Source organism: Dyadobacter sp. CY343, assembly GCF_021390335.1.
Lineage (GTDB): Bacteria > Bacteroidota > Bacteroidia > Cytophagales > Spirosomataceae > Dyadobacter.
Genome location: NZ_JAJUXK010000003.1, coordinates 736,007 through 748,114 on the forward strand (window position 1 = coordinate 736,007; position 12,108 = coordinate 748,114).

Below are 12,108 nucleotides of genomic sequence, written 5' to 3' on the forward strand. Positions count from 1 at the left end.
AAAGTTAATGCATTTTTTTCGGAAAACTATTGCGCGGCTACAAGCACTTTGTGCCGCACCTGGCGCGAACCATAAGTCGCAGTGAGGATATACAATCCGGGACTAAGCTTGGAGCCTGCCTTGACAGCCAGTCTGTTAGGTGCATTTTTTTCAGTAAATACCCGCACATCCCTGCCACTCAGGTCCGTCAGATTGATCACCGGCTCCTGCCCTGCAAACTGCACGTGAATGATGCCGGCAGTGACCGGATTAGGATATAGTACCAGCTCTTCTGCACCCTCCATTTTCACAGAAACAATCTTGGAATAGGCAAAAGTGCTGTCCGCATCTACCATTTTCAGCCTGTAAAGATTATCGCCCGCCAATGCTTTCTCGTCCGCAAATGTATAATTCTGCGTGATTTTGCTATTGACAGCCGCATTAACCCGACCGATATTCAGCCAGCTTTTTCCATCCGGACTGTGCTGAACTGCGAAGTGATCGCTGTTCGATTCTTCGGAAGTCTGCCAGTTGAGCTGAACACTATTTTCGCTCTTTTCAGCGGTGAAATTCACAAGCGTAACCGGTAGCGGCGCGGCTTTGTCGGCCGTGATATAATAGGATGAAAGGTTATTTGCATTGAAAGTGATTTTCCACAATCCCAATACGCTGTCCCAGCGAATGTTCTGGTCTGCCGGATCGATCGTATTTTCCGCAGTCCGCAGGTTACTGCCTTCCTCCCGCTGCCAGATCCGGAGCTTGGATTTGTTGGAAGCATCGCCTGAATTTTGAGGTAAGTTTTGCGAGCTCACTGCATTGAATGCATTGAATTCATCCTGGCTTACGTATAAAGTAACGGTTGCATTGACATCGTTTGAACCTGGTGTGAACTTCCAGTGACGCTGAATATAAGGCTGACCATCGTGGCTTTTCACCTGATTATCAACGGTCACGGACGCCCTCAAAGGTTCGTTCCCCGAGGATAAGCCGCTACCTTTTACAGTACTGATCACCCGGCAATCGTCGCCCGTAAGGTGGTAATCGACATTGTTGGGAACTACACTAGCCACTTGCTCCCCGTTGCGGGAAAGTTTCAGATCTTTATAAAAACAACCTTTGGTCGTAACATCATCATTCACGAGTATATTGACCGGCTTGTTTCCCGAGTTCCCGTACGCATTCCGCCAGTTCTTATACGCATCGCAATCGCCTGAATAGTCGTTGCGGTTCGTGTAGCAGCCGTCTCTGCGTATCATATCGGACAAGGTAAAGCTATCGGAATTGGAAGGGGAAGGTTTGCTCACCGATTTGCCTTTTACCCAGTTGTTGGTCAGGTTTTTGATCGCAGCAACTGCTTCCTCCGACTTCATCGCATTTTCGAGGTAAAACAGCGTTACTACCTGCGCTCCGTGCGTGTAACTTTCCTCCGCCAGTCTCACAATAGACTCTACCCCAGTTACATAAGCTGCCTCATTTACGTAAATCCTGTCCGGTAGATTAGAGCGCAGCAAGTCCAGCGCAAAGCGGTGGTCGTAGTGAATATCATCATTGATCTTGATCCCGTCCAGGTCTTCTCCAATATCTTTAAATGGCAAAGTACCTCTCGCGCGGGACAGTTTATCGTACACCGAACCGTGGTGCGTGATCACCTTGATATTGGAATTAACCCCCTTCACGGCGTCCTTGAAAATCCGGTTGGTTTCTTTCAATGTATAGGTGCGGAACAAAAACCAGTCAGTCCCGTCGGGTTGTTCAAAAGTACTGTTCGACGGCTTTTTAGGATTTACTTCGTTAAATGAAGAGTGGTTGCTTCCCCACGCGGAGTTCAATGCAGCGATATCGCCATATTTTCCTCTCAACCAAACCCGGTAAGCAGCTACCATCGGCTGGGAATAGTCCGTCAGTGCATTCGCCAAATCCATCGGGTTTTCATAATGGTATTTGGTTGATCCCATTTCAAACTCACCTTCTCCCTGACGGGTATATACGAGGTTCACATACAGCAGGTTGTTGTTTTCCTGTAAATATTTGTAACGTTCCATCACTTCCCTTGAAAAGTTGGTGATCCGGTCTTTGGTAGACTGCGAGGCAAGAGAGGTCATCACAAATTGCAGACTGATATTCGGCCTGATCGGGCCGCCCCATTTCTGGAAAACGGCTTCTTCTCCATGGTAATTGGCCACTACCATCCGCTCTTCCTTCTTCCAGCCGTCACCGGTATCGACCCCGAAACGGTCTGACGCACTGTTGGTTACATCATCCCCGGTACTCACGGCGATATTAAGCGCGATCTTCATATTGAGTTGCAAGGCGCGTTTGATCTGGTCGTCGTACTGCTTCCAGACGTTGTATCCGTTACCATTCTCCTGTTTGAGGATCCTGGAAATTTTCCCGTGAACAGCACCCCACTGAACCGTCAGAGCGACGGCATTACAACCGAGACTTTTGGCATCATCGATCACATCGAGCGCGGGTTTGTCATTCTCGTTCACCAGCGAAACCGCGAAGTAACGTTGCTGGGCCGACACGCTGAAAGCGTAAAAAGTAAGGGATAAAATACAAGAAATCCTTAAAATACTTCTGTTTAAAAGTATTGGTTTTTTCATACTAAACTTTAAATAAATGTAAAGACGCGAATATAAAACGAGGATTCGTTGCGGGGAATAGATATTTCTCTGTCGTAATCAATCTAACACAAACCAATCTTACTTGTAGGAATTTTACACTAAATGTAAATTAAATTCTACCAAAAGATAATTATGACAAGTACAAAAAAGGTAACATTCTTCAAAAGTTTATTTTTGAGAATGGGAAAAGTGCAATTGCACAACCAGAAATTGTAGAGAAAGCGGGCTTAGTTTTGCATTAAACCAAACTCGGTGGCGAGCCGTATCACGGTCGCGGTATTGGGAGCTTCAAACTTTTCCATCAGGTTTTTCCGGTGGCTCTCGACCGTGTGCGTGCTGATGAAGAGATCGGCTGCAATTTGCTGGGTAGTGTAGCCGCGCCCGATGAGTTCGAGGATCTCTTTTTCACGGCGGGTAAGTCTCGGTACTTCTTTCAAATCGCTGCCTGTACCGCTGTTGAGCGCTTTATGCGTACCTGCACATAGGAATGTTTGGCCTTGCATAGCAGCGTGGAGTGCGGAAATAATATCGTCGCCCAATGCATTTTTCAACACATAGGCACTCGCGCCGCTTTGCAGGATCCCCATAATCACGGTCCTTTCATTGTGAACGCTTAATGCAACCACCTTCACCGCAGGATAACGCTGTTTGATCTTTTGGCAAAGGATAATGCCGCTCGTATCGGGCAGGTTCACATCGAGCAGGATCACGTCCGGCAACGACGTGGCGAGCGCCAGCAATGCGGGCTCTCCCTGGTCGAAAATGCCGGTAACTTCTATACCTTCACGCGCTTCCAGCAGGTTTTTCAGTCCCTGCAAAACAATAGGATGGTCGTCGACAATGAATACTTTCATAATTAGATTTCACATTCAACAGTCACCGAAGTACCGTTTCCGGGCTTCGACTGCATTTCGAACTTTGCATTTAAAAAATCCGCCCTGGCCTTCACATTAGATAGCCCGGCGCCTGCCTTTCCATTGATTTTTTCAGGATCAAAGCCCCTGCCGTCGTCTTCCACGGTCACAAATAACCGCTCGCCGCTCTGCTGAATGATCACCAGGATCTGCGAAGCGGCCGCGTGTTTCAATGCATTATTCACCAGCTCCTGGATAATCCGGTACAGAACGATCTGCTTTTCCTTCGGCATGGAATCTTTGTAATTAAAAACCTGACAGACGAGATTGATACCCGTTTCATTCAGGTTTTTGCAAAATTCCCTGGTCGCTTCGGCCAGTCCGTAGTTCATCAAAATCTCCGGCATTAGGCTCCGCGCGATCCTGCGCAGCTCATTGACAGCGTCGTCCAGATGCGATAGTGTGCGGCCCAGACTTGTTTTCAGCTTTTCATCCTGCCCCACAGGTGCCTGCGAAAGTTCGATCTTGATACTGCTCAGCAAGCCGCCCAGCCCGTCGTGTAGGTCACGTGCCAGCCGCGTCCGCTCCTGCTCCTGCCCTTCCAGCATCGCCGAGAGCATTGAAATGCGGTAATCCTGTTTGATCTTCTGCATTTCCAGCTCGTGCAGCTGCTTTTCTTGCGTCCACAGTCTCTTATTGTTTCGGTAAAAAAGCAGCACGAGAACTGTTACCGCCATCAGGAACAGACAAACTACCGCGAGCAGCCAGTTGAGCAAACGGTTGTTTTTAATGGTCAAAGCGGCCTTTTCATTTTTTGATTGGAGCTGGTAGATCTTTTTCTCTTTTTCAGAAGACTGGTACCTGGCTTCCAGCGCCGCGATTTCGGTTTTGGAATTTTCCATAAAAGAGCTGTCGGCGAGCTCGGCATATTGGTTCAGCCACTTGTAAGCATTCGCCATATCACCCGTTTTGGCCGTGGTTTGCGCCAGCTCGTAGAAGTAGAGTATCCTGTTCTTGTTTCTTGGAAAAATATTCTCCTGAAAAGCAAGCTCCTTGATGATCTTCAATGCCCGGGGATAATCCTCCATGGCTTTGTAGGTAAAATACTTTTGCAGCATAATACCCTGATACTCATAATTACGATTAAGTTTCGTCGCCTGGGCGAGACCTTTGTCAAAGCTCCGCAACGCAGGCTGAAACTGTCGCAAACGCGAATAATACATACCTTCAACCTGGTAGTAATCGCAGTAGTGCGGCAGGTCCGGATTTCGTGCAATAATAACCTTCGCACTATCGAGCATCGGCCGGATCGGCGGGTATTCTTTGAGGTATATGTAATTTTTTGCCCCGAAAATATAGGCATCGGCCAGCTCCAGTGACCGCGAATCCAGCCTTTGGAGTGTCGCGATCGCCAGATTGATATATTCCTCGGCTTTTTTGTAATCAAGTTGGTTTGAAAAAATGATACCCAGATTCCGGTAGTTACTTATCACCCGCGCACTGTCGCCGGCTTGTTTGGCCAGCGGAATGGCGTGCTCGATAAGAATTTCCGCGTACCGTTTCTCATTGTCCAGCCGTTGCTCTATCGCCCCGAAATTATGCCACGCCCGCGACCTGAAAATCAATGCTTCCTTACCTTTGAATTTCCTGAAAAGTTGCTCAGCGAGCATGTAAGCCGCTTTGCTTTTGTCAAAATCTGTGTCGAAATAGGCTCCCGCCCTGTAAAATTCCGTCATCGCTTCTTCGTACGAACCCGGCTTAACGAGCTGCGCAGCTTGCCGCACGTATTGCAGCGAAACCGCAGTATCCTTGTCGCTGAAATGGTCTGAAAGCATGAGTAAAGTCCTCACCCTTTCGGTATCAGACAGCTTTCGTTTCAAGACATTTTTCAGACTGTCGGGATAACTTCCAGCCCCACCTTGTGACCGGGCAGGGCTGAAAATCAAGACCAGAAGCACTAATAACAGGTAGTTTCTCATTGAGTTTTAAAGTCAGGGCAGGTCACGCAGCATGATTCCGTCGAGTGCGGCCGGGGTATCTTTCAGCGGCGACGGACTTGCGCTTCCCATTCGTTTCACAGCGCCGATCCTCGCATTCGGGCCGGCTGATACACCCATATCCTGCAATGCGGCATTCAACAACGTTTCGTTCTCGTCACCAAAAGGCAAAAAGGGCATTGACAAATCTTCTACTTTCCGCGTCGGCGTAATCCCGTCGACCGTCCCGTAATCCGACTCTCCGTCTGCATTCGTCGTTTGCCCCAGCATCATATATATACCATATTTCCAGCGCTTTTTTTCGTCCCCGATCAAACTGCCAAAAAGATTCTTTCCCGCCGTATTCGCCCCGATCGTAACTACCTGCATATAAGGTTTCAATCCATTTATAATCAGCTCACTTGCAGAGGCGGTACCCCGGGAAGTGAGCACATACACGCGGTCGAGGCGGCTTCCAATGTTACTACTTTCCTGCGAAAATTTGTAATTCAATGCATCCTGACCATTTTTCTCCTTCCAGTATTTAATGTACTTGTCGTTCCATTGTTCTTTGTAAAAGATATCGGACGCGCCTGCATTACTGACGATCAGTGAGCCTAATGTAACCGCAGAAGTCATATATCCGCCACCATTTAACCGCAGATCAAGCACCAGCTCATTCACGCCCGCCGATTTGAACTGACCAAAAATCGAACGTAGCTCATTGTCATATTTCTGCTTTTCCGCTTCCGTTCCCGGCACGAACTGTGTGTAAACCAGGTAGCCGATTTTTTTACCACCTTTTGAAATTACACTCGAAAAAACCACCGGATTGGCTGCCAGCGCCGCTTTGGTTATGCTCACCGTTGATTTATCCAAATACAAAGTATTATTCTCAATAGCCCCTAGCGTCATTTTCGCCGATTCCTTCGCGCTCATCAGCGAGGCATAATTGTCTTTTGTAAGCTGACTTCCATCGATTTTGGTGATAATATCCCCCCGCGTCAATCCAGCCTTTTCCGCCGGACTATCCTTCGCGACGTGGCTGACAAACAGGGCCACATTTTGTTTTCCTTCATCAATAAAAGCAGGTACGTAACTGACTCCGAATGCTTTAACTACGCCGTTAAACTGCTGCTGCAATGCGTCAATATCAGCCGTGAGCATTGAGAACCGGTCGTGGGTTTGCGGCTGGTAAACGAGTTTGCTGAAATATTCCTCCGGACTTGTAGAGCTATCAAGTTGCTTTTGATCAGGCAGTTCGTCGTACCAGAAGTACGCGTCGGCCATCATACTGTAAACCCATTCGTTGACAGAACCCTTATCTCCAAGCTTCCCGGTGAGTGTGTCAATGCTTTCCGGCTGGCAGGCCCAGCAAAAGCTGACCACGGCGGTGAATAGTATTGCGCTTTTTTTTCTCAATTTTTTCATGATTACCAGTTTTGATGTGGATGAAATGCAGGATTATTGAGGGTGGTAAATGCGACTGATCAGGTTGTCGATGATGTAGGATTTTGATCTCGAATAAAAAGTGTCGAGTTCTTCGAGGTAGCGGTGGTAAAAATAGCTAAGCACCAGCCCGAGAAACAATGCGATAAATGTGGTGTCAAAAGACACGTTCAAACTTTGGGTAATCAGCGGCATCCCTTCCTCGGTTTTCGCCAGGTGAAATAGTCCGATAGAGCCCGCCAGGTGGAGAATTGTGCCGATAAAACCCAGCGACGCAATTGCATTGATCAGAAACCGCGCCATTTCCAGCCGACCTTCCATCTCCGTTTTACTGTTATCAATCTGCGCCGTGAGTACGTGTAAGGTATCCCCGATAGACTGGTTATTGCGGTACTGCGTGCAGGCCCGCTTCACAAAATCGGTCAGGAGAAAGCTGAAACCGTGTTTTTCAAGATCAATTACATTGAGCTTAATACGCGCCACCTCGTCGGGCGACAGAATAAGCTGATCCTGAACCGGCAACAGGTTAAGTTTGAAGCCTTCATTCTGTTTCTTCAAAAACCGCTGGTATTCCAGTATTTCCAGCACCCCGAATATGAACGCCATGTAAATGATAGCGTGGACAAAACCTCCGAAAGAACCGCCAAATGCCTCAAAAAAACGTTTTAATCCCGGTCCGGAAGTAATCGACGCGAGCAATATCAGGGCAAACCAAAGCATGACAGCAGCGACGAGGCTGATGGCTAGGTGGAATAGGCGTTTGTTGTGGATCATAATTTTGAATGAGTGAATGAGTGAATGAGTGAATATTTTAGTGAGCTGCCGAGGAGACGGGAATGTTTATTTTTTTGTTAAATTGAATTGGCCGTTTTCTAGCATGGTTACGGTGGCTAGCAGGACTTTTGGGGTGTTGAGTTGTAAAATGCCGGAGAACGGTTCGCCTTTTTCTTCTCCCTCCGGGCTCTTCGAATACACCAGCCCGCGGACGTAAACGGAGGTATTGTTTTTGGTACTTTCTTTAAAAACTGCGTAGATCTGGTATTCTCCGGGAAGTATTTTGTCAAATTGCCGCACTGCCTCCTGGGTTGTGCGCAGGTCACTGCCGAAGAATTTCGTCTTGGACTTCCCACTGTCCCACTGGCCGATATCCTTTATTTCCCGGGCACCACCGGAGACGCATTTATTGTTTTTGCAAACCAGCAAATCCACATTGTCACCCAGATCTGCCCAGCTGATCTCGAACGAAACCTTGCAAGGCACGCCCGGCGGATCGCCCTGGTATTTGCTTTTCCTGAAATCGTCCGGCTTCGCTTCCGACGCTATCGCCGGTTTTGCTACCGAATCTTTGGGTGATTCGGCCTTGGAAACAGGCGCAGGCGATTTGTAAGTGCCCACATCGGAAACTGTCTCTTTTTCGGGGCAATCGGTGCATTCGGGACATTCGATAATTCCGGGCATTGGCTTGTAATCCGTCAAAACTACGAGCAGCGTGTCACCCGGTCGTTTGTTCTTTAAACTATCGCTGATCGTCGCAAAAAACTGGTTGTGCACCGTATCATACGACATACTTACCTGCTGCTTTTTCCCGGGCGACGAGCCGCCTTTAGGAACGGCGATGAACAGAAATATCACCGCCCCCAGTGCGCCGCAAATCACATCCAGAAATGATATATTGAAAATCTGAGGTTCCCGGTTTCTTGCCATATTTGAAATAGTTTTGCCTTCAATTTTTCAGCCTGCTTTCAGGCTGCCCAGCACATAGGTTTTGTCCATTACAAAGCCTCCTGCCTGCTTCACATTTTGAGCTTCCCTCACCGGAAAGCGGCATTCCGGGCATTTGGGTAAGTGAGCGGCAATCAGCGTTCCGCAATTCTGGCATTGTTTCTCCGGAATCTCGTCCACAGTTGCTTCCGGATCTGGAGCCTGCGAAAACCGGCCGTTGATCCGGCAGTGCGCGCATGTGTTCGCGTCGCTATTGTTGATCGTGCCGCAATTGTTGCAAACCAGCATAATCGAAGTCGTTTAGGCGGTTAGTACTTGTCCCCGAAAGTGAAGTGGTGTGTATAGCTTACGCTCAGGATCGTAGACACATTGCCAACTTTTCCATCGGCGCCGATCGCCGTGCTACTCCTGTTATTGAGCGCATTGAATCCCAGATCCCAGATGATATTCACTGCCAGTTTGCCCTTTTCACCCATTGGCACCAGCATTCCGGGACTCAGGATGAATCCCGGCTGAAAACGTCGGTAAGTATCATTGATCCCGCTCCCGAAACGCACCGTTGAAGACTCACTTCGTGACCCCACTCCCGCTACTTCCAGTTCCAGCCGCTGATTTCCGGCTAGTCCCACATTCAAAGAAGGTCCGGCCGAGGCTGTCAATCCGAATTTTTCACTTAGGAACCGGTACCTGAAAAGAATGGGTACGTGGATGAAAGAAGTATTCTCCCGCCGCTTCACAAAGCCCACATAGTCGCCCTCAATCCTGTAATTGTCAGTCTCCGACTTGGTACCTTTCTGAATAAAACTGACGCCCGAAACGATCGCCATTTTATTCATTTCCACTCCAAAAACAACGCCGCCGTTCAACCCTGGCTTAGGCTTCGAACTCGTCCAAAGATCCGCGTAATCGGATGTGTATGAATACATTGACAGGTTAGCTCCGCCCGTTCCTCCAATAAAAAAAGAACTGCCTTGCGCATTCGCAGCGAAGTTGGCAGACAATAAAAACGCGATCACTAGCAATAATGGCTTTCTCATGTTTTTGATGTTTTTAGTGTAGCTTAAAACGCACCAGCAATTCCACCGGCAGAGGTGATTTTCTGGTCTTGCAAATTTCAGCCAAACGGAAAAAGCAAACCATCCCTGTTTTCAGCCATTTTTGAGTACCCCCCTACCCCCTCAAGGGGGCTTTGCGTTTGATTTGATTGGTAACGAATAGCCCCCTTGAGGGGGTCGGGGGGAGAATCCAGTAACGAATAGCCCCCTTGAGGGGGTCGGGGGGAGAATCCAGCAACAAATAACCCCCTTGAGGGGGTCGGGGGAATTGAGGGGGTTTGGGGGAGAATTTTGACCAACCAACATTAACAAACATCACCGCCCCCCTTTTACAAAAAACAAACTCCTGAACCTCATGAAAACAGCATTACTGGCTCTTGCTTTTTTTTCACTAATTCAACTTTCACTAACCACCTCCGCGCAGGTTGCGGATACCAGTTATCTGGCCGAGGTTAAAAAGGAGCTGAATACAGTCTGGCCGAGGAACCGGCGCGTTAATCTGGTTTTTCACGGGCATTCTGTTCCAGCGGGCTATTGGGAAACCCCGGAAGTGCATACCCTGGAATCGTACCCAAATCTGATTTTGAAAGCATTGAAAGCGAAATACCCTTACGCGGTGATCAATGTGATCGTGACTGCGATTGGCGGGGAAAATTCGTTGAAAGGCGCGGCGCGTTTTGAGAATGAAGTGCTGGCACACCAGCCCGACGTAGTTTTCATCGATTATGCACTAAATGACCGTTTTTCACCTCTTGAAAAAACCAAGGAAGCACTGGAAAAGATGATCCGGGCGGCGCAGGAAAGGAATATTAAAGTAATACTGGTTACCCCCTCTCCTGATCAGCGAATCGATATTTCAGATCCCAAAAATCCACTCGATCCTTATGCAGCGCAGATCAAAGAGCTGGCGATTCAATACAAGATAGGGTTTGCGGATCCTTATATTGAGTTTCAAAAAATAGTAAAGGCCGGTAAATTGAAAGAAGTGATGTCGTCGGTGAACCACCCGAACGAAGCGGGGCATTCTGTTATCGCAAATGAGATCCTGCCCTATTTTTGAATGAACAACGAAGCGTTGCCCTGATCGACAAACTGCGATTTTATTTGGACTTGTTTTAAATAACAGACTATATTTGCAGCTTTCCAATGAAGCTCCTTGCGAATGAATCAGGATTTAGCAGACAGTATTCCAATGCGGATCGATGAGGTGACTTTCCGACAGATTTATCTGCTGCATTGGGAGAAAGTTTTTGCTGTTTGCTACAACAACATCCGCGAAACGGAGCCTGCCAAAGGAATGGTGCAGGACATTTTTAAATCCTTGTGGGAACGGAAAGACGAGCTTGAAATCACGGTTTCAGTTGAAAGATACTTGCTCAGAGCTGCCAAATTAAAGGTTTTTGAATATTTAAGAAATACCAGGTCCCGCGCCGAACATATAGAATCTGCTTTTCAGAATTACTGCCACTTTACCAATTGTACCGAAAACGAGGTACTTTATAATAACCTGAAATCGCAGGTGGAATGCCTGGTAGATACACTTCCCTGCCAATGCCGCAATGTGTTCAGAATGAGCCGGGAAGAAGGATTGACTAATCGCGAAATTGCCTCGCGCCTGCTTATTTCCGAGCGGGCTGTCGAGTACCATATTACCCGGGCGCTTTCCACACTGAAAGCAAATCTCACAGAATACCTCCCTTAGTTTTCACCGCCTGACTTACGGTAAAAGTTAAATTGTGCTACTTTTACCAAAAGTAAAATGCGTAATAAAGTCAGCTCCTACATGCGGGTCAGTAAAGAACTTATCGAACGATATCACGCGGGTCTGTGTACGCAGGAGGAACAACTGGCTGTTGAAGAGTGGCTCCTGAGCGACGAGCCCGACGAGCTATTTGTGCTGCCGGAGGGAAAAGAAAAACGGGGACTTCGTGCTGAAATGTGGGAAGAAATAGCAGATGTTTTTCCTGAAAAAAAGAGTTATCAGCACATATTCTTTCACAGCTTCTGGCGTCAAGCCGCAGCGGTTGTTTTACTAGGAATAACTGGCGTATTACTGTACAACGTTAATAATAAGCAGGTTACAGCTGATATTATCATCATCAACAACGAGTCCACTTCAATCAATAAGGATTTACAGGCAGGAAACTTTCACGTATCCCTTGCACCGAAAAGCAACATTGAAATTGACAGCAATACCGGGCGGATTGATTTTTGCGGTGCCATGATGATCAACCCGAAAATGGATGTTGAATATACCATCCAGGGCACCTGTCCCGACCAAATGGAACAAAGCGGCAAAATGAAGCTCAAAAAAGGACTGAACTATATTGCCCTCAATTACGCCGGCCCAGGTAAGGATCCAGAACTGCTGGTACTCGAAGAAAAATCATTAATGGGGCTGCCACCGCTCATGAAAAGGCAGCTTATGCACCAGTTTGATATTTGA

11 protein-coding genes are annotated in these 12,108 nt (G+C 47.7%); 3 read left to right on the forward strand and 8 right to left on the reverse strand.

From position 1 onward, the window contains the following. Positions 1–26: 26 nt before the first annotated feature. The 8 genes from LZG94_RS11415 to LZG94_RS11450 all read right to left on the reverse strand — a co-directional run bounded on the left by LZG94_RS11415 (position 27) and on the right by LZG94_RS11450 (position 9,644). On the reverse strand, positions 27–2,585 hold the full coding sequence (locus tag LZG94_RS11415; RefSeq protein ID WP_233792010.1) for a T9SS type A sorting domain-containing protein: 2,559 nt from the start codon (positions 2,583–2,585) through the stop codon (positions 27–29). A 248-nt stretch (positions 2,586–2,833) separates the two neighbouring features. Continuing rightward, positions 2,834–3,460, reverse strand: a complete 627-nt coding sequence (locus LZG94_RS11420) for a response regulator transcription factor (RefSeq protein WP_233792011.1) — start codon at positions 3,458–3,460, stop codon at positions 2,834–2,836. A gap of 2 nt (positions 3,461–3,462) precedes the next feature. Continuing rightward, entirely contained in the window at positions 3,463–5,439 is a 1,977-nt protein-coding gene (locus LZG94_RS11425) for a sensor histidine kinase (protein WP_233792012.1), read from the reverse strand. A gap of 12 nt (positions 5,440–5,451) precedes the next feature. Then, positions 5,452–6,867, reverse strand: coding sequence for a S41 family peptidase (locus tag LZG94_RS11430; RefSeq protein WP_233792013.1), 1,416 nt, complete (start codon positions 6,865–6,867; stop codon positions 5,452–5,454). Between the two features lie 33 nt (positions 6,868–6,900). Then, entirely contained in the window at positions 6,901–7,659 is a 759-nt protein-coding gene (locus tag LZG94_RS11435; protein WP_233792014.1) for a MotA/TolQ/ExbB proton channel family protein, read from the reverse strand. Between the two features lie 66 nt (positions 7,660–7,725). Continuing rightward, positions 7,726–8,589, reverse strand: a complete 864-nt coding sequence (locus LZG94_RS11440) for a hypothetical protein (protein ID WP_233792015.1) — start codon at positions 8,587–8,589, stop codon at positions 7,726–7,728. A 27-nt stretch (positions 8,590–8,616) separates the two neighbouring features. Continuing rightward, complete coding sequence (locus LZG94_RS11445; RefSeq protein ID WP_233792016.1) at positions 8,617–8,895, reverse strand: hypothetical protein; 279 nt, start codon at positions 8,893–8,895, stop codon at positions 8,617–8,619. Between the two features lie 20 nt (positions 8,896–8,915). Then, entirely contained in the window at positions 8,916–9,644 is a 729-nt protein-coding gene (locus LZG94_RS11450) for a porin family protein (RefSeq protein ID WP_233792017.1), read from the reverse strand. Positions 9,645–10,017: 373 nt separating this feature from the next. Here LZG94_RS11450 and LZG94_RS11455 point away from each other — a divergent pair, with 373 nt between their 5' ends. From LZG94_RS11455 to LZG94_RS11465, 3 genes are all read left to right on the forward strand, one after another. Continuing rightward, positions 10,018–10,722, forward strand: coding sequence for an SGNH/GDSL hydrolase family protein (locus LZG94_RS11455; RefSeq protein ID WP_233792018.1), 705 nt, complete (start codon positions 10,018–10,020; stop codon positions 10,720–10,722). Positions 10,723–10,824: 102 nt separating this feature from the next. Then, complete coding sequence (locus tag LZG94_RS11460) at positions 10,825–11,364, forward strand: RNA polymerase sigma-70 factor (RefSeq protein WP_233792019.1); 540 nt, start codon at positions 10,825–10,827, stop codon at positions 11,362–11,364. A 57-nt stretch (positions 11,365–11,421) separates the two neighbouring features. Beyond that, on the forward strand, positions 11,422–12,108 hold the full coding sequence (locus tag LZG94_RS11465) for a hypothetical protein (protein ID WP_233792020.1): 687 nt from the start codon (positions 11,422–11,424) through the stop codon (positions 12,106–12,108).

Coding starts and splice junctions, on each gene's coding strand:
- LZG94_RS11445 (WP_233792016.1), bottom strand. CDS start 8,895: ATGCTGGTTTGCAACAATTGCGGCACGATCAACAATAGCGACGCGAAC.
- LZG94_RS11430 (WP_233792013.1), bottom strand. CDS start 6,867: ATGAAAAAATTGAGAAAAAAAAGCGCAATACTATTCACCGCCGTGGTC.
- LZG94_RS11460 (WP_233792019.1), top strand. CDS start 10,825: ATGAATCAGGATTTAGCAGACAGTATTCCAATGCGGATCGATGAGGTG.
- LZG94_RS11440 (WP_233792015.1), bottom strand. CDS start 8,589: ATGGCAAGAAACCGGGAACCTCAGATTTTCAATATATCATTTCTGGAT.
- LZG94_RS11450 (WP_233792017.1), bottom strand. CDS start 9,644: ATGAGAAAGCCATTATTGCTAGTGATCGCGTTTTTATTGTCTGCCAAC.
- LZG94_RS11465 (WP_233792020.1), top strand. CDS start 11,422: ATGCGTAATAAAGTCAGCTCCTACATGCGGGTCAGTAAAGAACTTATC.
- LZG94_RS11425 (WP_233792012.1), bottom strand. CDS start 5,439: ATGAGAAACTACCTGTTATTAGTGCTTCTGGTCTTGATTTTCAGCCCT.
- LZG94_RS11455 (WP_233792018.1), top strand. CDS start 10,018: ATGAAAACAGCATTACTGGCTCTTGCTTTTTTTTCACTAATTCAACTT.
- LZG94_RS11420 (WP_233792011.1), bottom strand. CDS start 3,460: ATGAAAGTATTCATTGTCGACGACCATCCTATTGTTTTGCAGGGACTG.
- LZG94_RS11415 (WP_233792010.1), bottom strand. CDS start 2,585: ATGAAAAAACCAATACTTTTAAACAGAAGTATTTTAAGGATTTCTTGT.
- LZG94_RS11435 (WP_233792014.1), bottom strand. CDS start 7,659: ATGATCCACAACAAACGCCTATTCCACCTAGCCATCAGCCTCGTCGCT.